The sequence below is a fragment of the Pantoea sp. App145 genome, from assembly GCF_047947045.1.
Classification (GTDB): Bacteria; Pseudomonadota; Gammaproteobacteria; order Enterobacterales; family Enterobacteriaceae; genus Pantoea.
Genome location: NZ_CP133290.1, coordinates 3,044,313 through 3,066,853 on the forward strand (window position 1 = coordinate 3,044,313; position 22,541 = coordinate 3,066,853).

Below are 22,541 nucleotides of genomic sequence, written 5' to 3' on the forward strand. Positions count from 1 at the left end.
TACAAATACGTTATTAATCCCGCCACGCCGCGTCACGCTGCAACACCGGCAACCGCTCACGCGGATGACGCAGCGACGGCAGGCAGGCCAGCAGGCCGCGGGTATAGGGATGCTGCGCCTGTTGCAGCTGCCCGGCATCCAGTAGCTCGACGATACGTCCGGCGTACATCACCGCCACGCGATCGCAGAAATGCGACACCAGCGGCAGATCGTGGCTAATCAGGATCAACCCCATGCCGCGTGCTGAAACCAGATCGTCAATCAGCCGCAGGATCTCCGCCTGTACCGTGGCATCCAGCGCGCTGGTGGGTTCATCGGCGATCAGCAATTCCGGGTCCGGTGCCAGCATCATGGCAATCATCACGCGCTGGCCCATGCCGCCGGATACCTCGTGCGGGTAGCGCTTCGCCACCAGGGCGGGATCGCGGATTTTCACCTGTTCCAGCAAGCCAATCGCCGCCTGCATCGCCGCTTTTTTGCTGCCACCTTTATGCTCACGCCAGGCTTCGGCAATCTGCTGGCCGATGGTCATCACCGGATTGAGCGAATATTTCGGGTCCTGCAAAATAAAACCGACGCGCTTGCCGCGAATCTGCCGCAGCACTTTCTCGCTGGCACCGCGCAGGTCGATGCCGTCAAAGCGCAGCACATCCGCCGTCACCTCAGCATTGCCCGGCAGCAGCTGCATCAGGCTGCGCGCCGTCAGGGATTTGCCGGAACCGCTTTCGCCGACGATGGCAAACTTCTCGCGTCCCACGCTAAAGCTGACGCCCCGTACCGCTTCAAAGGTTTCTGTTCGATTGCGAAAGGCAATGCGCAGGTTGTCAATTTCCACCAGCATTTAGCGCTCCTTCGGGTCCAGCACGTCGCGCAGACCGTCGCCAAGAAAGTTAAACGCCAGCGACGTCAGGAAAATCGCGATGCACGGCATCAGCGGCACCCACCATTGGCTGAACAGAAAACGGCGGGCGGTGGCGATCATCGTGCCCCATTCCGGCGAGGGCGGCTGCGCTCCCATGCCGAGAAAGCCAAGGCTGGCGGCAGTGATGATGATGGCGCTCATGTCGAGGGTGACGCGCACAATCAGGCTGGGCACGCACAACGGCATGATATGACGCAGGATAATGCGCAGCGGTGATGCACCGGTCAGGCGGCTGGCGGCGATAAAATCGCTGTGGCGGAATTGCAGGGTCTCGGCACGCGCCAGACGCGCATACGGCGGCCAGGCGGTGAGGGCGATCGCCAGCACCGCGCTCTCCACACCGGGTTTCAGGGCGGCAACAAACGCCAGCGCCAGAATCAAACGCGGGAAGGCGAGGAAGATGTCGGTCAGACGCATCAGCGCCTTATCGACAATCCCTCCGGCATAACCGGCGATACAGCCAACCAGCAGCCCCAGCGGGGCCGTCAGCAGCACCACGGCAATCACCATGCCGAGCGTGGTGCGTCCGCCATAGATAATGCGCGTCCAGACATCGCGTCCCAGCTCATCGGTACCGAGCCAGTGCGTCAGCGATGGCAAGGCCAGACGATTATCGAGATGCTGGGTGCCGGGATCGAATGGCGTCAGCAGCGGAGCAAACAGCGCCAGCAGCAGCATCAGTAAAATCACCAGCAGACCCGCCATCGCCAGCGTGTTGCTGCGCAGGCTAAGCCACAGGCGATAACGACGGCCCCACACCGCCTGACGGCGGTTGGCGGGGGTGTCATCAAGCAGCCAGTCACGAGAGAAAAAGATCATTTTACGCGCGGGTCCCAAAGTCGATAGAGAATGTCAGCCAGCAGGTTGAGCAGCACATACACGGTGCCCACCAGCAGGGTTGCGCCGACCACCGGGTTCATATCGGCGTTCATCAGCGAGGTGGTGAGATACTGCCCAAGGCCCGGCCAGGCAAAGACGTTTTCCGTTACCACCGCGCCTTCCAGCAATCCGGCGTAGGTCAGCGCCAGTACCGTCACCAGCTGCACCGCCACGGTGGGAAACGCATGTCGCCAAATCACGCGGCGTGAAGACAGACCTTTGGCGCGCGCGGTGATGACAAACTCGCCGCTCAGGGCGTTGAGCATAAAGGTTCGTGTCATACGCGTGATGTAAGCCATGCTGAAATAAGCGAGGATTAACACCGGCTGCACCATGTGTGCCAGCGCATCGCGGAAGGCGTCATATTCTCCCGCCAGCAGGGAATCGATGGTGAGAAAGCCGGTGACCTGCGGCACCATATCCTGCCAGATGATGTCCTGCCGCCCCGGCCCCGGCGCAATACCCAGCACTGCGTAGAACACCAGCAGGCTCAGGAGCGCCAGCACGAACACCGGCAGTGAATGACCGGCGAGGCAAACCACGCGGATGGTTTGATCCACCCAGGTGCTCTGGCGTACCGCCGCCCACACGCCAAGCGGGATGCCTGCCAGCGCGGCGATAATAATCGCGGCGGTCGCCAGCTCCATGGTGGCAGGGAAGAAACGGGCGATATCGGTGGTGACCGGGTTGGAGGTCAGAATCGATTTGCCGAGATCGCCATGTAACAGCTGATTGAGGTAATGACCAAACTGGATGTAAAGGGGCTGATCCAGCCCCATCTCCGCACGCACGCGCTCCACCACCGACTGGGGCGCGTTATCACCGACCGCTGCCAGCACCGGATCGGTGGGCATCACGCGGCCAATGAAAAAGGTCAAAACCGACAGGCCAAACAGCGTCAGCACCAGGCTGCTCAGGGTGCTGACGATTTTCTTCAGTAACGGCATCAGGCTTTTTTCACCTGCTCATACGGCCACTGCTCCAGTACCGTCATGTGGACATCACTGATATTTTTGCCACAGACCGTGTTGCGTGTTCTCTGCATCATGTAGATAAACGGACTCTTCTCGCGCCCCAGTTGCTGAATCTGGTGATACAGGGCGATACGTTTGGCCGCATCCGGTTCGTGCAGTGCCTGCTCGGTCAGCTTGTTGAACTCATCGTCAGACCAGCTGCAACGCCAGGCCAGCGTACGGTTGCGCGCGTTGTCGCTGTTGTCGGTGTTGACGCAGAAGGCTTCGGTGTTGGAGTTAGGATCGAAATAATCCGCGCCCCACACGGTAAGGGCCAGCTGATGCTGACGGGCGCGCATTTTTGTCAGCACCTGACGGTTTTCGGCGGCAATCAGTGACACTTTGATGCCAATCGCGCCCAGCTGAGTCTGAATCGCCTGCGCGATATCCGGGTACGGCTGCATCGAGTAGTGATCAAGGGTGATTTCGAAGCCATCCGGATAACCCGCTTCCGCCAGCAGCGCTTTGGCTTTGCTGAGATCTTTGTGGAACGGCGTATCGTCCAGCGCTGCCGGGAAGCCGCTCGGCAGGAAACTTTGGTGAGTGGTAAAACTCATCGACAGAATGTTTTTCTGGATGCTGTCATAATCCAGCGCCCATTTCAGTGCCTGCCATACCTGCGGTTTTTTCAGGTACGGGTTATTGGTGTTGCACGACATCAGCATAATGGCGGAGAGCGACTGATTCACCAGCGACAGTTTCGGGTCGTCTTTCACCTGCAACAATTGTTCGGTGGTCAGGTCATAGGCCACATCCACGTCACCTTTTTGCACCATCAGCGCCTGTGCTGCCGGGTCGGCGATGTGTTTCAGGATCACACGTTTGATTTTGCTCTCGCCGCTAAACTGCGGGCTGAGTTCCAGAATCACCGTTTCGCTGGCGTTCCAGGTGCGCAGGGTAAAGGCACCAGAACCGGCGCTGTGCTGTTTCAGCCAGCCGTTGCCGAAATCGTTGTTTTGCTGGTTCGCCAGACAGGCTTTCTTCGACACGATGCTGCCGACAGTGGCTGACAGGCAATACAACAGGAACGTCTCGGCGGCCGGTGCGCCCAGTTTCATCTCCACCGTGTGGGTATCTTTCGCCGTCACCAGCTGGGTGACATTGTCTTTGGTGAAGCCAAACTGGTTGATAATAAATGCCGGGCTTTTATCCAGTTTTACGATACGTTCGATGGAGAAAGCCACATCTTCGGCGGTCACCGGTGAGCCATCGGCAAATTTTGCCGCCGGATCGAGATGGAAGGTGTAAACGCTATTGTCGCTGCTGGCATCCCAGCTTTTGGCCAGTGCGCCAATCACTTTGTCGGCCTGCTGCGGATCGGGCATCACCAGCTTCTGGTAAAGGTTGCCGCAGATCTGGCCGCCGATAGCTTCAAAACTTTCGTGCGGATCGAGGCTGGTGATGTTGTCCAGCTGCATCGCCATCACCAGCATGCTGGGCGGGGTGGCACCGAAGGCAGAATTAAGGCTGAGATACGAAAGGAACGGTACGGCGGTGCATCCTGCAAGAAAACGTCTTCTGGTAACCATGTAAACTCCCAACTTATTGATTATTAAAATGAAATATTTTATTTTTGCTGTTTTTTGTCTTGACTTTCCTGCGGTGCAGGGGGATTAATAACAGGCATTAAGCCTTTTGTTTCACGCTCAGGCGCTTGCCTCATTTTGGTGCATTTTGCCCCGCCAGCTGGCAGCGCTTGCGCTTTCTCCTGAACATGAAACGGGTACAACATGTCTGACTTGCGTAACGCCAACCGGCTTTCCATCCCGGTTTTTGATGGTCATAACGATGTCCTGAACAAACTGTGGCAACACCATCAGCCTGACGCGGTAAATGCTTTCCTGAATGGCACCGAATCGGGGCAGATGGACTTTCCCCGCATCCGGCAGGGAAATATGGTAGGTGGGATTTTTGCCACCTGGGTGCCATCACACCCGCTAGTTGCAAGAAGTGCGCCAGACCTCTCAAAATTTCCTGAAGAAATTGTTGGTACTGCACGCGATGCCACCTTTTCCATGTTGGCTTTGCTGCTGCGTATTGAGCAGGCGTCGCAGGGGCAGGTGAAGATTTGTCGCAGCGTGCGGGAGATTCGTCAGTGCATGGCCAGCAACGTGCTGGCCGTGGTGATGCATATTGAAGGAGCGGAAGCGCTGGATACTCACGGCGAGCTGCTGGATATCCTCTACGCCAGCGGTTTACGCACCCTCGGGCCGTTGTGGAGCCGTCCTAATCAGTTTGGTGATGGCGTGCCGTTCCGTTACCCCTCTTCACCAGATATTGGCAACGGCCTGACGGCGGCGGGCAAGCAGTTGGTGCGCGACTGTAATCAGCGCCGCATCATGGTTGACCTGTCGCACATGGATGAAAAAGGGTTCTGGCATACCGCCGACATCAGCGATGCGCCGTTGGTGGCGAGCCACTCCAATGCTCATGTGTTAAGCGCCCAGTCACGTAACCTCACCGATCGTCAGCTGGCGGCGATTGCCGAAACCCAGGGGTTTGTGGGGGTTAACTTTGCGGTGCCGTTCCTGCGTGAAGATGGCGATCGCCATGCTCCGACCACGGTCGATGCCATCGTGCGTCACGTGGAGTACCTGATGGAAAAAGTGGGTGAGGACGGAGTCGGTTTTGGTTCCGACCTCGATGGTGCGACCATGCCGGGCGACATGAAAGATGTGGCTGGTTTCCCGCTACTGGTGGATGCCCTGGCAGCGCGTGGCTATTCGCAGGCGTTGCTGGAGAAGATTTGTTATGGCAACTGGCTGCGCGTGCTCGAAGCGACCTGGGGCGAATAATCATGCGATTGCGACATATTGAGGTGTTTCAGGCGATAGTGCAGAGCGGCAGCATCAGCGGTGCCGCGCGCCTGCTCAATGTCTCGCAGCCGAATGTCAGCCGGGTGCTGAATCACGCCGAGCAACAGCTCGGTTTTGCGCTGTTTGAGCGGCGGGCGCAGGGGATGATCGTCACGGCGGAAGGTCGGCGTTTGCTGCCGGAAGTGGAGGAGCTGTATCAAAGGTTGCAGGCGATTACGCAACTGACGGAGCAGCTGCGACGTGGCGAAGGGCAGACGGTACGCGTGGGGGCCGCCCATGCGTTTGGTCAGATGGTGCTGGCTCCGGCGCTGGTGACCTGGCGACAGCAGGCCGCATCGGTCAGCGTGGAACTGGTCACCGAACATTTCAGCACTCTGTGCCGCAGCATTCTCGAAAATCAGCTCGATTTCGCGCTGGTATTTGGTCAGCAGGTGGATGCTAACCTGCTGGCCGAGCCGCTGTTTCAATCTTCGATGGTGGCGTTGCTGCCACGGGATCACACCCACAACGAACCGGTCACGCTGGAATGGTTGTGCGCCAATAATCTGTTGATGATGCAAAGCCAGGACCCACTAGGTCGGGTGCTGCACCGGGCGTTACGCGATAAAGGGCTGACGCCGGCGGTGTCGCTGTCGATTAAAACCTATTCGGTGATTGCCGATATGGTGCTGGCGGGCGGCGGCGTGGGGGTGGTGGATCTGTTCACCGCCTGTCGCTATGCCGATCAGCTCAAGCTGCTGCCGGTGGCGCAACCGTTGCCGTTTGAGGTGATGCTGATCAGTCGCCGCGATCGGCCGCAGTCGCAATCGACTTTGCAGCTGAAGCAGGTGATTAGAAATAAGTTGTGGGAGATTGCACGGCAGTGTGAGTCGAGGTTTTTTACGGTGAATCCGTAGCGGCGCAATTCATTGCGCGCCTTTGACGTTAGTGTTGCGGCCAAAAGAGCGCGATAAATCGCACCGCTACAAATAACTGCACGTTGTCGTAGCGGCGCAATTTATTACGCGGTTATACCCTGAAATCAAACCCCATCCGTAATCGGTTGACGCACCAACAACAAATACGCCAGCGCTCCCACCACCGTCACACCGGCACAAATCATCAGCGCCAGGCTGAAAGATTTCGTGGTATCCAATACCCAGCCGGTGATCACCGGAGCGAACGACGCAAACACAAAGCTGGCAAAGTTCTGGATACTGCCGACCGAAGCGGTCATGCGAGCGGTAACGTTCGCGTGAATCAACCCCCAGCAGGATGTACCGGCAAAATGGATACAAAACAGCGCCATCCCGATTAACGTCACCGCGCTGGTGGTGTCGGTGGCGCGGGTTACGAAGGCAGTGAACGCCGCAGACAGCAACATGCCGCTGACGATACTCACTTTACGCACCTTCACCGCGTCCATACCGCGACGGACCAGCGCATCCACCACATAACCGTTCAGCAGCATACCCGCCGCACCAAACAGGAACGGAATCGCTGCCAGCAAACCGGTGCTTTTCAGGTCGAGGTTATAGGTAGATTGCAGGTAACCCGGCAGCCAGGCGATATACAACCACGCGGTGTAGTTGATGCCGCTGAAACCAATCATCATGCCCCACATGGTGCGTTGCTTAAACAGCCCGCGCCACTCGGCAAAGCTAATCGGTTCTTTACGTGACGCGACACTGCCCGCCTGCAAATAGTGAATCTCTTCTGCGCTCAGCTTGCTGTTATCACGGTTGCGATAAGCCAGATACCAGCCGATAGCGAGGAACATACCCAGCACGCCGATGGTAACAAACATGCCACGCCAGCCCAGTACCAGCATCATCGCCGCCAGAATCGGCGGGGCGATAGACAGGCCAATCATCGACGCGGCGTTAAACATCCCCATTGGCATGCCGCGATCTTTAATGTTGAACCAGTCGTTAATTACCTTCACACCGCACGGGTTCATCGGCGCTTCGCCAATGCCGAGGCCGATGCGCACCAGGATAAACTGGGTAAAGTTATGCACCATCCCCGCTGCCGCCTGGAACAGCGACCAGAAGAACATCCCCAGTGCCAGCATGATGCGTGGACCTTTGCGATCCAGCAGCGCGCCACATGGCAGCTGCGCCAGACCGTAAGCCAGCGAAAACGCCGACAGCAGTACACCAATCTCGGTGGCGGACAGACCCAGCTCACCGCGAATGGTCATATTGGCCACCGACAGTGAACTGCGGTCGAGATAGTTAATGATGGCGGCAAACAGCAACAACAACATCGCTGTCATCTGAATCTTTTTGATGCGCGGTGAGCGCACCACATCGCCACGGGCGGGGACGAAATCACGTCCATCTGCGGCTGGGGCTGGCGCTGTCTCGCGACCACGAGCTGATGTATTTTCCATTGCAACCTCCCGGAGCTGGGTACTTATCGTTATCAGTCAGTGTGGGATTCTGTGGTCGCCAACAGATGCGACCTCAACAGATGGCTCGAGACTAGAAGCAAAGGTGACAGGATGTTGCAAAGATGTTTCTGATTCGTGCGGGAGCTAATGATTTGTGGTTTTTAATCGGTTTTTAATTGTACTGACGAATTGAGCGGATCATTGAGCTCTTAGCAGTACCAAGATGGGTGTGCAGGGCGCACAGGGCTTCCACATCCTGGCGGCTAATCAGCGCGGTGAGAATCGCCATATGCTCCTCCAGCGCCACAATATTTCGCTGCTTCAAATCACTCTCATCCCATTGATAATGTGAATGAAAAATCACCGAGATGATCTCCAGCGACTGATTGAAAAACGGGTTATTGGCAGCGGAGAGGATGAGCGAATGCATCTCCTTATCCAGTGCGGCGAAGTGGCGATAATCGCTGGCGATGGTGTCACGCATCGCGCGATGGCGGTCAAGCAAATCACGCGCCTGAATCCAGCGCTCGTCATGCGAGGACAGATTGAGAAAACGGTTCAGCGCATGGGTTTCTAACATTTCACGCAGTTCAAACAGCTTCTCCGCGTAATCCTGATCGAACTTCTTCATGCGCCACTGGCCGCGTTTTACCGGTTCCAGCAGGTTGTAGCGCATAAACCGTAGCAGAAATTCCCGCACCACCACCGGACTGACCTTCACCCGCTGCGCCAGTTGCAGCTCGGTAAAGGTATCGCCTGGCATCAGCAGCCGCTGGTTGATCAGATTAAAAAACGTTTGCTCAAATTGCGCCGCCTGCTGCTCGATCGGCGGGGTGAGAGCGATGAAACCGTCCTCGTCGCCAGGATCACGCACGATGACGTAAGTCTCATCCACCTTTTCCAGCACACCACGCTGATGCAGGTAATGCAGGGTATGGCGCACCGTGGTACGGCTGATATTGAACATTTCCGCCAGCGCCGCCTGCGGTGGTAAGGGTGAACGAATATGGCGCTGGGCAATACCTTCCAGCATTTGGTTGATCACGTTCTGGCGCAGATTCTGGCTTCGGCTCATAGCAGGCTCCGGTTTTTTATTTATTAAAAACCATCGAAAGCCCAAAAAAATCGTGTTACTTCACACTTCCGTATGCGCAACAAGCCGTTAACATCGATTTTCGCCATAACTGCGACATCAGCACAGGAGAAACCTATGACAAGCATGAAAACCCTGGTGGTAATGGAACCCCGCAGCATGGTGTGGCAGCAGCGCCCCAGACCGACCCCCGCAGCACACGAGGTCCTGATCAAACCGATTACCGCCGGGATTTGCGGCACCGATATTCACGCCTGGGCGGGGAATCAGCCGTTCTTTAGCTATCCGCGCGTGCTGGGCCATGAGCTGTGTGGCGAAGTGGTGGCGCTGGGCAGTGCGGCCAGCGGTTTTACCCCCGGCCAGCGCGTGGCGCTGATCCCTTATGTTTCCTGCCAGCAGTGCGATGCCTGCCAGAGTGGCAAAACCAACTGCTGTGAAAACATTTCGGTGATTGGCGTGCATCAGGATGGCGGCTTCTGTGAGCTACTCAGCGTGCCGCAAAACAACTTACTGGCGGTGGATGATGTGGCGGTAGAAGCCGCAGCCCTCATCGAACCTTTTGCCATCAGCGCACACGCGATACGTCGGGCGGCCGTGGCGGCAGATGAACAGGTGCTGGTGGTCGGAGCCGGACCCATTGGCCTCGGGGTTGCTGCCATCGCTGCCGCCGCAGGGGCGCAAGTGGTGGTTGCCGATACCAGCGAACAACGGCGGGCGCATGTCACGCAACACCTTAATCTGACCACCATCAACCCGCTGGATGCGGATTTTGATGCCACCCTGCGCGCGCAGTTTGGTGGCCGACTGGCGGCGAAGGTGATTGACGCCACCGGCAGCCCGGCGGCGATGAACGGCGCGGTGAAACTGATCCGTCACGGTGGCACCATCGTGTTTGTCGGCCTGCACAAAGGCGATTTGGTGATCCCGGATACCGAGTTCCACAAAAAAGAAACCACGCTGATGGGCAGCCGTAACGCCACGCGCGAAGATTTCGATACAGTGCGCGAACTGATGGCAACGGGCCAGCTACGTGCCGACATGATGCTCAATCGTCATTATGATTTCTCCACCCTGGCGGAAACCTTTGAACCTGATGTGATTAACAACCGCGAGTTAATCAAAGGCGTTATTCACTTCGCGCGATAAATCGCGCCGCTACAAAAGCGTTAAGCCTGCAAGGTGGCGAAAAAGTGCTGGCGCACCGCGTCAGCTTCTACCCCCAGACACAGGCGCTGTGCACGCAACCCGGCGAAAGGGTCATGACGAGAGGCGAGGGCGTTCAGGCGGCGCAGCGTTTGGCCGCTGCTGATGCCCTCGGTCACCACCCGTACCGGCGCTTCCGTCAGGTGGAAAGCATGCGGCAGCGCCAGCCAGGAAAGGGTCAGCGTGTCGTGCAGCGCCATGCCATCAAATCCTTCTTTCTCCAGGCTATACGCCAGATACGGACGGCAGATGGCGCTCAACACCGGCTGATTGAGCTGCCGCACTTCTGCGCCGGTAATCAACACCTTATGGGTGACATCCAGCGGCACCACCACCACTGGCAGCTTTGATGCCAGCACCTGATCGGCGGCATGCGGGTCCTTCCAGATATTGAATTCCGCGAAAGGCGTGACATTACCGCTGTGGCCGTCGGTGCCAAACGCACCGCCCATAATCACCAGTTCTTTCACCAGCGGAATAATATCCGGTGCCTGATTAATCGCGCTGGCGATGTTGGTCAACGGGCCAATCGCCACCAGGGTGATGGCGTGTGGATGGGCGCGCACGCTGTCGATAATAAATTGCACTGCGCTGGGGGCCTGGTCGCTATGGGGATTGGTAAAGGCATCGCCCAGACCATCTTCGCCATGCAGACGCGCCGGTGCCGACGGAGCCAGTGCCAGCGGGCGTGAACAGCCGCGATAGACCGGCGCATCAATCCCCATCTTCTCGCAAAACAGCCTGGCATTTTTTACCGCCTGACCCACCGCAACATTGCCAAACACCGTGGTGATGCCCAGCAAATGCTGAGTGCGCGCGGCATAGGCCAGCGCAAAGGCGTCATCCACGCCGATATCAGTATCAAAAATCAGGGTGCGCATTGGGATCTCCAGTTCGTTTTCTGGCAAGGTAAAACAAAAATGGGTGATTGCGAAGGTGCTATTTGCGGGGCCTTTTATCCAACACCTTGTTGCCAGTCACATATTGTCTGCCAGTATCAGCCAGCGTATTATCTTCCCCCTAAGGTGATGGCGTGCCACCTTCCCCAACCGCCGTTCTGGCAACAGACGGCTGATGACGCCTGACAACACTCTTATCCCTGCGCGGGAGACGGCGGTGTGTCAGGTGTTTTTCTGTCCTGCCGCGGCCCTGCGCGTTTCTCATCTCAGGAGCTACACATTTATGTTGAAATCGCTGTTGGCCGTTATGCTCGGTGGTGCTATTGGCTGTTCACTGCGCTGGTTGATTTCTCTCCGCTTTAATACGTTGTTTCCCAATCTACCGCCTGGCACCTTGCTGGTGAATCTGGCGGGTGGGTTTATTATTGGTGCTGCGATGGCATGGTTTTTAAAGAATCCTCACCTCGACCCGGTATGGAAATTGCTGATTGTCACCGGCCTCTGCGGCGGCCTCACGACCTTTTCCACCTTTTCAGCCGAAATTGTGGTGCTGTTGCAGACGGGGAAATATTTCTGGGCCATGTCGAGTGTGATGGTGCACGTTATTGGTTCTTTACTGATGACGTTCGCCGGATTTGCCGTGGTCAATCTCTTAGGATAAACAGCACGCTTGAAATAACCATTAAGAGGTAGATACTGGTCAGAGTTCTGTGCGCGTGACGCACAGAATTTGTCACCGATTTATCCGGACGATTAAGGAGCCCGTTGATGAGTAGTCACCCCAAATTCCTTAACCTGGTGTTGTTAAACGGTGAGCCAGAACAGAAATTGCGTGCGGCGCGTGCGGCTGGCTTTGATCAGGTTGAAATCTGGCGTGAAGATGTACAGGCCAGCGCACAGGGGACGCTGGCGCTGGCGCAATTGGCCGCAGAGCAGCAACTCCGGTTTACCAATTTGCAGGTATTACGCGACTTCACCGGTGCGCCGGATCGTGAACGTCTGCAAAAGCGCGAAGAATTGCGTCAGTTTATTCAGATTGCCCAAGCGCTGGGCTGCGACACCATTCAGGCTCCGGCTACCACGCGGGAAGATTGCCTGGCCGATCGTATCGATGAAGATCTGCGCTGGATGGCCTCGGAAGCGGCGCGTCATAAGATGCGAATTATGTACGAGCCAATGGCGTGGTGCAGCGTCGATAACACCCTGCCGCTGGCGTGGGAGCGGCTGCAACGGCTGGATCAACCCAATATCGGTCTGGTGGTCGATCTGTTCCACATCTGCGCCCTGGGGGGCGATGCGGCGCAACTCGATGGTATCCCCGCCGATCGTATCTATGAAGTTCAGCTGTGCGATATGGCGGTGCTGCCGCCGCAGAATAACGACGCCATTATCGATATGGCACGCCACCAGCGTTTACTGCCTGGCGATGGTATCATCGAGGTGGAGCGTTTTGTCGATAAGTTGAAAAGCGCGGGCTATAACGGCCCGGTCGGCATTGAAGTGTTTAACGATGCATTAAAAGCGCAGCCACCGGCTGTGGCTGCACAACAGGCCTGGGCAGCGCTGAATCGCTACTGGCCTTAATCCTGCAAGCATTGGGCGATAAAGGCGGCGGCTTCCATTGCGCCCTGCGACGAAATGGTATGACCGGTGGTCGGTTCGAAGCGAGTCTCCACCGTCACACCGGCAGATTTCAGGCGCTGCGCGGCAGATTCGCTTTCGGTCCACGGAATCACCCCGTCAGCATGGCCGTGAATCAACAGGGCGGGCGTATGCGGCTGCGGTGTCAACGCGCCATCGAACGCCAGACGGCCCGAGAACGCCACCACGCCCGCCAGCGGATGGCGGCCTGCTGCCAGCGCATCGAGTGCCATGATCGAACCCTGCGAGAATCCCACCAGAATCACTTTATCCCAGGCATCGGTAAACCCATGCTGCGCCATCAGCGGTTGCAGCGTGGCATCAAACGCGGCCCGCGCTTCACGGATCCGCGCCGGACGATTTTCCGTGGTGACGCCGTTCAGGCTGAACCACTGATAACCCATACCGTGTTCGAACGGCATCGGGGCATTCGGCGAGGCGAACGCCACATCCGGTAACACGCTGGCCCAGTGCTGGCCAAGTCCCGCCAGGTCAGCGCCATTACTGCCAACGCCGTGGAGAAAAATCACTAACGCTTTTGCCATCTTGCTGCTCCTTAAAAACCGTATTCCGCCATATCCGGGCCAACCGGCACAATACCATTCGGATTCAGTGCCTTGATTGAATAGTAACCCTGTTTGATATGGTCGATATTCACTGTCTGACGCACGCCAGAAACTGCCAGCATACTCTTCAGGTAACGATTGAGCTGCGGATAGTCGCGCAGGCGACGCAGGTTGCATTTGAACAGCCCGTGGTACGCGGCGTCAAAGCGGATCAGCGTGACAAACAGGCGAATATCCGCTTCCGTCAGCTGCTCGCCCAGCAGGAAGGTACGCCCGTCACTCAGCCGTTCTTCCAGCTCATCCAGCTGGCTGAAGACATCATGAAACGCCTGCTGGTAGCTGATTTGCGTGGTGGCGAAACCGGTGCGATACACGCCGTTATTCAGGCGTGGATAGATCGATTCATTCAGAGCGTCGATCTCGCTTTGCAGATCCGCCGGATAAAGATCGATGCTGTTATCGGCCAGGGATCCAAAACCGCTGTTCAGCATACGCAGGATATCAGCGGATTCGTTATTCACGATGGTCTGGGTCTTTTTATCCCACAACACCGGTACGGTGGCGCGGCCAGTGAAATCAGCAGCGGCACGGGTATAGAGTTCATGCAGGTATTCGGCGTTGTTCAGGGTATCGCGATTGGCACCGGGATAATCGCCGAAATGCCAGCCCTGCTCACCAAGCTGCGGTTCCACCACCGATACGCTAATCACCTGCTCCAGCCCTTTCAGGCTGCGGGCAATCAGGGTGCGTGAGGCCCACGGACAAATCAGCGCCACATACAAATGATAGCGATCTGGCTCGGCGGCAAATTCGGTCGATCCGTCGTTGCTGATCCAGTGACGAAAACTGGATGTCTGACGGACAAAGCCGCCCTGTTTATCGGTGGCCTGCACCGGATGCCACTCTGCGCTCCACTTACCGTTTACCAACATCGCTCTGCTCCTCTGTGGTGATGCTGGTTAGCTTACCCGTTGAGCAGATGGGTGATAATCCGGGCAAAATGGCTTTTATTCCTTCCAATATGGAAGGAATCAGCCCGGCGGATGATGACGGAAATGATCGGCCAGAAAGTCGATCAACAGGCGGGTCTTCTGCGCCAGATGACGGGCGTGCGGGTAGAGGGCAAACAGGCCGAGCGGTGGGGTGGCGAAGGCATCGAGCAGCGAGACGATCTCACCGCGCTGCAAGGCCGGGGCGGCGATAAACCCCGGCAGGCGTGCAATGCCCAGCCCGGCCAGTGCCGCCTGCATACAGGCTTCGGTATTGGAAAAACACAACCGACCGCGAATTGGCATATTGACGCTATCGCCGCATGGCGTGACGAACGGCCAGTGGCAGGGATCGCGGAAATTGGTGTCACTGATACATTGATGAGCTGCCAGATCGCGCCAGTGCTGCGGCGTGCCATGCTGTTGCAGATAGCTGGGTGAGGCCGCCACGCGTACCGGCACATCACCCAGGCGACGAGCAATCAGGCTGCTGTCGTCCAGCTTACCGATGCGAATCGCCATATCGAACCCTTCATCGACGATATTCACTGCACGATCGGAGAAGTTCACGTCCAGTTCAATCAACGGATAGGTACGGGCAAACTCCACCAGCACGCTGGCGAGCACGGCGGTACCGAAGGTGCCGGGTGCGCTGATTTTCAGGCGACCGGTGGGGGTGGTGGCGCTTTCGCGCACCGTGGCATCCAGCGTATCAAAGGCTTCCAGCAGGCTTTTCACCCGTTCGTAATAGGCCCGGCCCACCTCGGTGGCGGACAGTGCACGCGTGCTGCGTTTGAACAGCTGCACGCCGAGTTCCTGCTCCAGTTTTGAAACCAGCTTCGAGGCCTGGCCGCTGCTGGTGCCGAGGCGTGCGGCAGCACCGGCAAAACTGCCCACTTCCAGCACAGCGACAAACATGCGGTCACAATCAAGACGATCCATGGCGCTTCCTGACGGCGTAAAAGCCAGAGTATAAAACGGTTGGCATTCGGTGCGCTGCACCTTTTCCCCGCTGGCAAAACCTGTTTGACTACAGGTTCGCCTTTAATCTGGCCGGGAGCCGTGGATGTCTTTGCTTCACCTGTCATCACTGGCGGACGTCAGCGCCGCCGCCTGGGATGCGTTATTACCTGACGATCAACCGTTTTTACGCCACGCTTTTCTGCTCACGCTGGAAGAGAGTGGCAGCGTGCGGCCGGAAAGCGGCTGGCAGCCGGATCACCTGATCTGGCGCGAACAGGGGGAAATCCGAGCGGCGCTGCCGGGTTATCGAAAACGCAACTCATGGGGCGAATACGTGTTTGACCACGCGTGGGCCGATGCCTGCCAGCGGGCGGGCATTCTGTATTATCCCAAATGGCTTGGCGCGATTCCGTTCAGCCCGGTGACCGGCGCTCGGCTGCTGGGCGATGCCGCCAGTTTAATTGCCCAATTGCCGGATTATCTGCATCAGCACGGGCTCAGCAGCGCCCATATCAACTTCACCACGCCGCACGCCAATGGGCTGCTGGCACAGGCAGAGGACTGGCTGCCGCGTCTTGGCATTCAGTATCACTGGCATAATCGCGGCTACCGTGATTTCCAGGATTTCCTCGATACCCTGATGTCGCGCAAGCGTAAACAACTGCGCAAAGAACGCGAGCAGGTTGCCAGCAGTGGTTTCGCCTTTGAGTGGTATCGGGGCGATCAGCTGCGCGAAGACCAGTGGGATTTTGTCTACACCTGCTACGCCAACACCTATGCGGTGCGGGGTCAGCGGCCTTACCTGACGCGTGATTTCTTCAGCCTGCTTGCGGAGCGTATGCCGCACAGCATCCGCGTGTGCATCGCCTCATTGCAGGGGCAGCAGGCGGCGATGGCGTTTTGTCTGGTGGATAACAACACCCTGTATGGCCGCTACTGGGGCTGCCTGGCGGAGTTTGATCGGCTGCACTTCGAAACCTGTTTTTATCAGGGCATGGATTTCGCCATCGCAGAAGGGTTACAGCGTTTTGATGCGGGGGCGCAGGGCGAGCACAAGCTGGTCCGTGGCTTTGAGCCACAGCTGACCCACTCCTGGCACTATCTCAGCCATCCGGGGTTACGTGACGCAGTGGACGATTTTCTGCAACAGGAGCGGGCAGGGATGCGCGCCTGGGCGGTGGAGGCGCGTGAATCCCTGCCGTATCGACGCGGCGATTAATCCACGCCGACAAAACCACCGGTCTGATGCTGCCATAAGCGTGCATACAAGCCCTGCTGAGTCAGCAATTCACGGTGGTTGCCCATCTCGACAATTTCACCTTTCTCCAGCACCACCAGGCGATCCATTTTGGCGATGGTGGAGAGACGGTGGGCGATGGCAATCACCGTTTTGCCCTGCATTAAGGTTTCCAGGCTTTCCTGAATCGCCGCTTCCACTTCGGAATCCAGCGCCGAGGTGGCTTCATCCATAATCAGAATCGGTGCATCTTTCAGCAGCACGCGGGCAATGGCGATACGCTGGCGCTGGCCGCCAGACAGCTTCACGCCGCGTTCGCCGACGTGCGCATCCAGCCCGGTGCGTCCCTGCGGGTCGGACAGCAAGGGAATAAACTCGTCAGCACGCGCGCGGTGAATGGCTTGTATCAGCTCCGCTTCGGTGGCATCCGGTCGGCCATACAACAGGTTTTCACGGATGGAACGGTGCAGCAGCGAGGTGTCCTGGGTGATCATACCAATCTGGCCGCGCAGGCTTTCCTGGGTCACGTTGGCGATGTTCTGGTCATCAATCATGATGCGGCCGCCATTGAGGTCGTACAGTCGCAGCAGCAGATTCACCAGGGTCGATTTTCCGGCACCCGACGGGCCGATCAGGCCGATTTTCTCCCCGGGTTTGATATTGAGGTTGAGACGATTGATCACCTGGCGGCCGCTGCCGTAATCAAAACGTACGTCTTCATAGCGGATCTGGCCGCGCGTCACCTGAAGTTTCTTCGCGGCGGGTGCGTCCTGCACACTGAGCGGCTGGGAGATGGTGTTCAGGCCATCCTGCACCATGCCGATATTTTCGAAGATGCCGTTCACCACCCACATGATCCAGCCTGACATATTCACCAGGCGAATCACCAGGCCGGTCGCCAGCGCAATCGCCCCGACGCTAATCAGCGACTGGCTCCACAGCCACAGCGCCAGCCCGGAGGTGCTGACAATCAGCAGGCCATTCAGGCTCGACAGCGTGATATCCATGCTGGTGACCATACGGCTGGCTTGCTGGGTTTTGTCGGTTTGCTCCTGAATCGCCTCGCGTGCATAACGTTTTTCGAGGTCGTTGTGGGCGAACAATTTGATGGTGGCAATGTTGGTATAGCCATCAACAATGGTGCCCATCAGTTTGGAACGCGCCTCCGATGAGGCCACCGAACGTTGCTTCACGCGCGGCACGAAGTAACGCAGCGACAGGCTATAGGCCACCAGCCAGATAATCAGCGGGATCATCAAACGCCAGTCGGCTTCGGCGAACAGCACCAGCGAGGTGACGGCATAGATCAGTACGTGCCAGATGGCATCAACCAGTTGCACTGCCGAATCACGCAGCGAGTTGCCGGTTTGCATAATGCGCTGGGCGATGCGCCCGGCAAAATCGTTCTGGAAGAAATTCAGGCTCTGGCGTAATACGTAGTTGTGATGCTGCCAGCGAATCATGCTGGTCATGCTGGGGTTGATGCTCTGATGCACCAGCAGGTCGTGCACGGCAATCACGATCGGCCGCAGAATCAACGCCACGACGCCCATCCAAAGTAAAACCGGCCAGTTGTCGCTAAACAGCGTGGCGGGGGTCGAATGGTTCACCAGATCGATAATACGGCTGAGATAGCTGAACAGCGCCACTTCGATCAGCGCCTGAGCCAGCCCGACAATCAGCAGGGCGATAAAACTCGGCCACACCTGACGCAGATAGTAGAGATAAAACGGCCAGACAGTGGAAGGGGGAGAATCCGTTGGTGCATCCTGGAAAATATTGATAAAACGTTCAAAACGGCGATACAGCATAGCGTCACTCTTTCCGTCTCATAGAGTCTTTCAGCTTAGTGCAACTTAGGGAGAAAACCGATATGGAATTGCTTATCCGTGGTCGTGAACTGCGTGGTTTTTTGCGCGATAAATCGCGCCGCTACAGCCTGCACTGACTTGTAGCGGCGCGATTTATCGTGCGTCGGTTCCCATTCCATTAGTGCCCACATAGTTATCTGGCGAATTATTTTCCTCGACCTGGCGCACACTCCGTCACTTTGCTGCATGGAAATTCAGGGTTCTGTGCAGCATCGCACCCTCCTTTGTGGCATGCGCCAAATCTGGCGCGAAATTCACCGTGCAATTCCCCCATCCGCACAATGACCTCCACCGTCCTGGCTCTCTATATTTTCTGCACAGGGAAAATTAAGCGGTATTCCTGAAAACATCATTTCGGGGCAGGAGGCTCCCACAGCCAGGGAATTCACCTTATGTCGCAAGAAAAAAATCTTAACCGCACCAGTCATGTCCGCATCTGGATGCTGATGTTGATCCTGTTTCTTTCCGTGGTGGCCTATGCCGACCGCTCGATCCTGTCGATCTCCGGATCGGCGATCAAACAAGAATTTGGCTTATCGGCGATCCAGCTGGGCTTGATCCTCTCCGCCTTTAGCTGGGCCTATGTGATCGGCCAGATCCCCGGTGGTCTGTTCCTTGACCGCTTTGGTACCAAAAAAGTCTACGGCGTAACGCTGGCGCTCTGGTCGCTCTCCACCATTGCGATGGGCTTTGTCGGCGAATTTTCCAGCGGTATGACGGCGGCGCTGGCGCTGATGTTTGGGCTGCGTTTTGTTCTCGGCCTGATTGAAGCTCCCAGCTTTCCGGCCAATGCGCGCGTGGTGATTATGTGGTTCCCCAGCGCCGAGCGCGGGCGGGCATCGTCGCTGTTTAGTTCGGCGCAATACTTCGCCGTTGCCATCTTCTCACCGCTGTCGGGCTGGCTGGTGTCGCGTTATGGCTGGGAGTGGCCGTTTTTCGTGCTCGGCGGTATTGGCGTGCTGGCGGTGTTTGTCTGGTCGGCCTTTATGCGCAGTCCGAAGCAGCACCCGCAGGTGTCGGCCAACGAACTGCGTCATATTGTTGATGGCGGCGCGCTGGTGGATATCGATGCCGCGCAGACACTCAAGGCACGCCCGGCGCTGAGCAAAGCCATGTTCAAAAAGCTGCTCAGCAACCGCATGCTGTGGTGCGCCTATATCGGCCAGTATTGCATCATCGCGCTGAGCTACTTTTTTATTACCTGGTTTCCCATCTACCTGGTGCAGGCGCGCGGCATGAATATTCTGGATGCCGGGTTTGCCACCATCGCCCCGGCGTTGTTCGGTTTTGCGGGGGGGATCTGCGGCGGCTACATTTCGGACAAGCTGCTGGCGCGCGGCTGGAGCATCTCCTGGGCGCGTAAAACGCCTTATATCGTCGGGATGCTGATGGCCGCGACCTTAATCCTTGCCGCCGTGATCCCGAGCAATGCGGGCATTATCGCCATCATGTCCTTTGCCTTCTTTGGTAAAGGTGTGGCGGCCGGGGCGGGGACCTGGACAGTGGTCAGCGATACCGCTCCGAAAGAAGCGGTGGGCCTGGCAGGCTCCATTTTTAACGGCATCGGGAATATCGCTGGTTTCCTCACCCCCTTGCTGTTTGGCATCATCGTGGGTGTGACCGGCAGCTACAGCATCGGCCTGGTGTTTGTTGGCGCGCATTGCGTGGTGGCCGCGTTGCTGTTCTGGCTGGTGATGGGACCGATTGAGCGTGTCGGTGAGGAGCAGCAATCAACCGCCACATCCTACAAAAAACAGGGGAAAGAAGATGGTATCAAAGCAGTTTAAGGTGCTGATGAAGGGACCGTTATTACCCGCGCGCTTACAGGATAATCTGGATGCACATTTCACCACTTATCGCCTGTGGCAACAGGATGATCAGGCCGCCTGGCTGGCGCAGTATGGTGGGGAAATCGACGCGCTGGTGACCAGCGGCAACGCCCTGATGGGGGCCAGCGCTGAATTGATCAGCCAGCTTCCCAATCTGAAAGTGATTTGCAGCAATGGCGTGGGGTACGACGCCATCGACACCGCAGCGGCGCAAGCGCGCGGCATTGTGGTGACCAACACCCCTGGCGTGCTTAACGCCTGCGTCGCCGACACCGGCATGGCGTTGTTGCTGGATGTGGCGCGGCGCATCAGCGCGGCAGACCGCTACACGCGCGCCGGAAAATGGCAGAGCGAGGGCCGCTACCCGCTGACAACAAAATTAGGCGGCAAAGTGTGTGGCATTGTCGGGCTGGGTGGTATTGGCAAAGATCTGGCAAAACGCGCCCAGGCCTTTGATATGGACATCCATTACTACAACCCGCGCTCGCGCCCGGATGTGCCTTACATCCGTCACGACTCCCTGTTGTCGCTGGCACAGCGGGCGGATTTTCTGGTGCTGACGCTGCCAGGCGGCGCGGCGACGCATCATCTGGTGAATGCTGAGGTGCTGCGCGCGCTGGGGCCGCAGGGTTTTCTGATCAACATCGCACGTGGCAGCGTGGTGGATGAGCAGGCGCTGATCGCCGCGCTGGAGGCTGGTGAGATCGCCGGAGCCGGGCTGGATGTTTTCGAACAAGAACCTGCGGTGCCGGAAGCGTTACGCCAGCGTGATGACGTGGTGATCACCCCCCATCTCGCCAGCAGCACCCATGAAACCATGGCAGCGATGGCGGATTTGGTGTTTGAAAACCTGCTGGCCTTTGCCCAGGGAGAAACGGTGCTGACCAGGGTGGTGTGATGCGATGGCCTCTCCCGTTATCGCACCATCCAGCAAATCGCACAAAACCGCCTGAAGAAATTTTGTTCAGCTGCCGATATCTCTCTACCATCCACTGATATTAAGGAGAGATATCGTGATAAAGCTGATTACCGTTGACGAACTGCGGCCGGGAATGTTTGTCCACAAACTGGAGGTTTGGTGGATCAAAGACAAACGCATTCGCAACCAGATGCTGATCACTGATAAACGCCAGATCGCTTTGATCCGTAATGAAGGGATCATCGAGGTATGGATCGATCTTGATAAATCGGTGCAGGCACCGCAGAAGCCCCCTGAGCCGAAGAAAGCGATCCCGCAAACCCCTTATTTTCAGGAAATGGACCAGGCACACGCTATCTTCACCCAGGGCAAACCCCGGGTACTGGCGATGTTCAACGAAGCGCGTCTCGGGCAAAGTCTCGACCTCAGCTATACCCTTAACCTGGTGGATGAAATCGCCGGATCACTCACGCGTGAACCCACGGCGCTGCTCAGCATGGCACGGCTGAAGAACCATGATGATTACACCTACCTGCATTCGATGGCGGTTTGCGGCCTGATGATCTCGCTGGGCAAAAAACTGGGACTGGATGAGTATCAGCAACGACGACTCGGTCTGGGGGGATTGCTCCACGATGTCGGCAAAGCGGCGGTGCCGCTGGAAATTCTTAACAAGCCAGGCAGGTTGACCGAGGAAGAGTTCACCGTGATGCGGGAGCATCCGATCGTGGGGGCGCAAATACTGATGGAGGCCGATGCGGGAGAAGACCTGGTGGATATTGCCCTGCATCATCATGAAAAAGTGGATGGCAGTGGTTATCCACATCGCCTGCGGGATGAAGAGATCACCCTTTTTTCGCGTATCGCGGCGGTGTGTGACGTTTACGATGCCGTGACGTCTGACCGGCCTTACCGTAAAGGCTGGAGTCCAACCGAAGCCATGCACAATATGCTGAGCTGGCGCGGCCACTTCGACAGCAAATTGCTGCAAGCCTTTGTCCGCTCCATCGGTATTTATCCGGTGGGATCGCTGGTGCGGCTGGCATCGGGGCGGGTGGCGTTGGTGGTGCAGGCGGGAGAGCAATCGCTGTTGAAGCCAAAAGTGCATGTCTTCTGGTCACTGCATGCGCAGCGCGAAGTCAAACCAGAGGAACTCGACCTCGGCGATAGCTTTTGCACCGACAGCATCACCGGTGCGGAAGACAGCGGCCTGTGGCAAAACGTCGATCTTAATCGTATCTGGGCGCTGGAAAGCGCCTGATTTTCGACCATTTTTATACTTTTTTTACGCCCGACATCCGCCTTTTTACCCCTTCTTTATACCGCC

20 protein-coding genes and 1 riboswitch are annotated in these 22,541 nt (G+C 57.4%); of the genes, 9 read left to right on the plus strand and 11 right to left on the minus strand.

The window, feature by feature from the left end; translation table 11 throughout:
- Positions 1 to 13: 13 nt before the first annotated feature.
- Genes RCF31_RS13910 through RCF31_RS13925 form a run of 4 tightly spaced genes read right to left on the minus strand, consistent with a single transcriptional unit; the run spans position 14 to position 4,343 of the window.
- A complete protein-coding gene (locus RCF31_RS13910; RefSeq protein ID WP_299448370.1) occupies positions 14 to 841 on the minus strand; it encodes an ABC transporter ATP-binding protein in 828 nt (275 codons plus the stop codon).
- On the minus strand, positions 842 to 1,741 hold the full coding sequence (locus tag RCF31_RS13915) for an ABC transporter permease (protein ID WP_416411199.1): 900 nt from the start codon (positions 1,739 to 1,741) through the stop codon (positions 842 to 844).
- Positions 1,738 to 2,748 carry an ABC transporter permease gene (locus RCF31_RS13920; protein WP_416411200.1) on the minus strand — a complete coding sequence of 337 codons (1,011 nt, stop codon included), beginning with the start codon at positions 2,746 to 2,748 and terminating at the stop codon, positions 1,738 to 1,740. Before RCF31_RS13920 ends, RCF31_RS13915 begins: the two co-directional genes overlap by 4 nt.
- Positions 2,748 to 4,343: an ABC transporter substrate-binding protein gene (locus tag RCF31_RS13925; protein WP_299448363.1), complete on the minus strand. Its 1,596-nt coding sequence runs from the start codon at positions 4,341 to 4,343 to the stop codon at positions 2,748 to 2,750. Before RCF31_RS13925 ends, RCF31_RS13920 begins: the two co-directional genes overlap by 1 nt.
- A gap of 201 nt (positions 4,344 to 4,544) precedes the next feature.
- Between RCF31_RS13925 and RCF31_RS13930 the strand changes: the two genes are divergently transcribed.
- Together RCF31_RS13930 and RCF31_RS13935 are read left to right on the plus strand one after the other, a co-directional pair.
- Positions 4,545 to 5,609, plus strand: a complete 1,065-nt coding sequence (locus RCF31_RS13930) for a dipeptidase (protein ID WP_416411201.1) — start codon at positions 4,545 to 4,547, stop codon at positions 5,607 to 5,609.
- Between the two features lie 2 nt (positions 5,610 to 5,611).
- A complete protein-coding gene (locus tag RCF31_RS13935; protein ID WP_084877729.1) occupies positions 5,612 to 6,526 on the plus strand; it encodes a LysR family transcriptional regulator in 915 nt (304 codons plus the stop codon).
- 125 nt (positions 6,527 to 6,651) lie between these two features.
- Here the strand turns inward: RCF31_RS13935 and RCF31_RS13940 are convergent, their stop codons facing one another.
- Positions 6,652 to 8,004 (minus strand): MFS transporter, encoded by a 1,353-nt coding sequence (locus RCF31_RS13940; protein WP_416411202.1) that lies wholly within the window; start codon positions 8,002 to 8,004, stop codon positions 6,652 to 6,654.
- Between the two features lie 172 nt (positions 8,005 to 8,176).
- The gene (locus tag RCF31_RS13945) at positions 8,177 to 9,079 is read right to left on the minus strand and encodes an FCD domain-containing protein (protein WP_416411203.1); all 903 of its coding nucleotides are present in this window, start codon (positions 9,077 to 9,079) and stop codon (positions 8,177 to 8,179) included.
- A 135-nt stretch (positions 9,080 to 9,214) separates the two neighbouring features.
- Between RCF31_RS13945 and RCF31_RS13950 the strand changes: the two genes are divergently transcribed.
- Complete coding sequence (locus RCF31_RS13950; RefSeq protein ID WP_416411205.1) at positions 9,215 to 10,243, plus strand: zinc-binding alcohol dehydrogenase family protein; 1,029 nt, start codon at positions 9,215 to 9,217, stop codon at positions 10,241 to 10,243.
- A gap of 20 nt (positions 10,244 to 10,263) precedes the next feature.
- Here the strand turns inward: RCF31_RS13950 and RCF31_RS13955 are convergent, their stop codons facing one another.
- Positions 10,264 to 11,181, minus strand: a complete 918-nt coding sequence (locus RCF31_RS13955) for a nucleoside hydrolase (protein ID WP_416411206.1) — start codon at positions 11,179 to 11,181, stop codon at positions 10,264 to 10,266.
- 134 nt (positions 11,182 to 11,315) lie between these two features.
- Positions 11,316 to 11,391, plus strand: a riboswitch (Fluoride riboswitch).
- A gap of 91 nt (positions 11,392 to 11,482) precedes the next feature.
- On the opposite strand from RCF31_RS13955, the gene crcB reads away from it, so the two are divergent.
- Together crcB and RCF31_RS13965 are read left to right on the plus strand one after the other, a co-directional pair.
- Positions 11,483 to 11,860, plus strand: coding sequence for a fluoride efflux transporter CrcB (gene crcB / locus RCF31_RS13960; protein ID WP_299448347.1), 378 nt, complete (start codon positions 11,483 to 11,485; stop codon positions 11,858 to 11,860).
- Between the two features lie 107 nt (positions 11,861 to 11,967).
- Positions 11,968 to 12,783: a sugar phosphate isomerase/epimerase family protein gene (locus tag RCF31_RS13965; RefSeq protein ID WP_299448345.1), complete on the plus strand. Its 816-nt coding sequence runs from the start codon at positions 11,968 to 11,970 to the stop codon at positions 12,781 to 12,783.
- On the opposite strand, the gene RCF31_RS13970 is transcribed toward RCF31_RS13965, so the two are convergent.
- The 3 genes from RCF31_RS13970 to RCF31_RS13980 form a co-directional block, all read right to left on the minus strand.
- Complete coding sequence (locus RCF31_RS13970) at positions 12,780 to 13,385, minus strand: alpha/beta hydrolase (protein WP_416411207.1); 606 nt, start codon at positions 13,383 to 13,385, stop codon at positions 12,780 to 12,782. The genes RCF31_RS13965 and RCF31_RS13970 overlap by 4 nt on opposite strands.
- A gap of 11 nt (positions 13,386 to 13,396) precedes the next feature.
- Positions 13,397 to 14,338 carry a glutathione S-transferase family protein gene (locus RCF31_RS13975; protein ID WP_299448341.1) on the minus strand — a complete coding sequence of 314 codons (942 nt, stop codon included), beginning with the start codon at positions 14,336 to 14,338 and terminating at the stop codon, positions 13,397 to 13,399.
- A gap of 99 nt (positions 14,339 to 14,437) precedes the next feature.
- Positions 14,438 to 15,337 (minus strand): LysR substrate-binding domain-containing protein, encoded by a 900-nt coding sequence (locus RCF31_RS13980; protein ID WP_416411208.1) that lies wholly within the window; start codon positions 15,335 to 15,337, stop codon positions 14,438 to 14,440.
- A gap of 124 nt (positions 15,338 to 15,461) precedes the next feature.
- Here RCF31_RS13980 and RCF31_RS13985 point away from each other — a divergent pair, with 124 nt between their 5' ends.
- Positions 15,462 to 16,577: a GNAT family N-acetyltransferase gene (locus RCF31_RS13985; RefSeq protein ID WP_416411209.1), complete on the plus strand. Its 1,116-nt coding sequence runs from the start codon at positions 15,462 to 15,464 to the stop codon at positions 16,575 to 16,577.
- On the opposite strand, the gene RCF31_RS13990 is transcribed toward RCF31_RS13985, so the two are convergent.
- Positions 16,574 to 18,406: an ABC transporter ATP-binding protein gene (locus RCF31_RS13990; RefSeq protein ID WP_416411210.1), complete on the minus strand. Its 1,833-nt coding sequence runs from the start codon at positions 18,404 to 18,406 to the stop codon at positions 16,574 to 16,576. The two genes, RCF31_RS13985 and RCF31_RS13990, sit on opposite strands and share 4 nt — an antisense overlap.
- Positions 18,407 to 18,858: 452 nt before the next feature.
- On the opposite strand from RCF31_RS13990, the gene RCF31_RS13995 reads away from it, so the two are divergent.
- From RCF31_RS13995 to RCF31_RS14005, 3 genes are all read left to right on the plus strand, one after another.
- On the plus strand, positions 18,859 to 20,253 hold the full coding sequence (locus RCF31_RS13995) for an MFS transporter (RefSeq protein WP_416411211.1): 1,395 nt from the start codon (positions 18,859 to 18,861) through the stop codon (positions 20,251 to 20,253).
- Entirely contained in the window at positions 20,234 to 21,193 is a 960-nt protein-coding gene (locus tag RCF31_RS14000; RefSeq protein ID WP_416411212.1) for a 2-hydroxyacid dehydrogenase, read from the plus strand. The genes RCF31_RS13995 and RCF31_RS14000 overlap by 20 nt, the downstream gene beginning before the upstream one ends.
- Before the next feature lie 115 nt (positions 21,194 to 21,308).
- A complete protein-coding gene (locus tag RCF31_RS14005; RefSeq protein ID WP_416411213.1) occupies positions 21,309 to 22,475 on the plus strand; it encodes an HD-GYP domain-containing protein in 1,167 nt (388 codons plus the stop codon).
- Positions 22,476 to 22,541: the final 66 nt, after the last annotated feature.

Excerpts from the sequence above, each read along its gene's own strand:
- RCF31_RS13910 (WP_299448370.1), bottom strand. The coding sequence starts at position 841 with ATGCTGGTGGAAATTGACAACCTGCGCATTGCCTTTCGCAATCGAACA.
- RCF31_RS13915 (WP_416411199.1), bottom strand. The coding sequence starts at position 1,741 with ATGATCTTTTTCTCTCGTGACTGGCTGCTTGATGACACCCCCGCCAAC.
- RCF31_RS13920 (WP_416411200.1), bottom strand. The coding sequence starts at position 2,748 with ATGCCGTTACTGAAGAAAATCGTCAGCACCCTGAGCAGCCTGGTGCTG.
- RCF31_RS13925 (WP_299448363.1), bottom strand. The coding sequence starts at position 4,343 with ATGGTTACCAGAAGACGTTTTCTTGCAGGATGCACCGCCGTACCGTTC.
- RCF31_RS13930 (WP_416411201.1), top strand. The coding sequence starts at position 4,545 with ATGTCTGACTTGCGTAACGCCAACCGGCTTTCCATCCCGGTTTTTGAT.
- RCF31_RS13935 (WP_084877729.1), top strand. The coding sequence starts at position 5,612 with ATGCGATTGCGACATATTGAGGTGTTTCAGGCGATAGTGCAGAGCGGC.
- RCF31_RS13940 (WP_416411202.1), bottom strand. The coding sequence starts at position 8,004 with ATGGAAAATACATCAGCTCGTGGTCGCGAGACAGCGCCAGCCCCAGCC.
- RCF31_RS13945 (WP_416411203.1), bottom strand. The coding sequence starts at position 9,079 with ATGAGCCGAAGCCAGAATCTGCGCCAGAACGTGATCAACCAAATGCTG.
- RCF31_RS13950 (WP_416411205.1), top strand. The coding sequence starts at position 9,215 with ATGACAAGCATGAAAACCCTGGTGGTAATGGAACCCCGCAGCATGGTG.
- RCF31_RS13955 (WP_416411206.1), bottom strand. The coding sequence starts at position 11,181 with ATGCGCACCCTGATTTTTGATACTGATATCGGCGTGGATGACGCCTTT.
- crcB (WP_299448347.1), top strand. The coding sequence starts at position 11,483 with ATGTTGAAATCGCTGTTGGCCGTTATGCTCGGTGGTGCTATTGGCTGT.
- RCF31_RS13965 (WP_299448345.1), top strand. The coding sequence starts at position 11,968 with ATGAGTAGTCACCCCAAATTCCTTAACCTGGTGTTGTTAAACGGTGAG.
- RCF31_RS13970 (WP_416411207.1), bottom strand. The coding sequence starts at position 13,385 with ATGGCAAAAGCGTTAGTGATTTTTCTCCACGGCGTTGGCAGTAATGGC.
- RCF31_RS13975 (WP_299448341.1), bottom strand. The coding sequence starts at position 14,338 with ATGTTGGTAAACGGTAAGTGGAGCGCAGAGTGGCATCCGGTGCAGGCC.
- RCF31_RS13980 (WP_416411208.1), bottom strand. The coding sequence starts at position 15,337 with ATGGATCGTCTTGATTGTGACCGCATGTTTGTCGCTGTGCTGGAAGTG.
- RCF31_RS13985 (WP_416411209.1), top strand. The coding sequence starts at position 15,462 with ATGTCTTTGCTTCACCTGTCATCACTGGCGGACGTCAGCGCCGCCGCC.
- RCF31_RS13990 (WP_416411210.1), bottom strand. The coding sequence starts at position 18,406 with ATGCTGTATCGCCGTTTTGAACGTTTTATCAATATTTTCCAGGATGCA.
- RCF31_RS13995 (WP_416411211.1), top strand. The coding sequence starts at position 18,859 with ATGTCGCAAGAAAAAAATCTTAACCGCACCAGTCATGTCCGCATCTGG.
- RCF31_RS14000 (WP_416411212.1), top strand. The coding sequence starts at position 20,234 with ATGGTATCAAAGCAGTTTAAGGTGCTGATGAAGGGACCGTTATTACCC.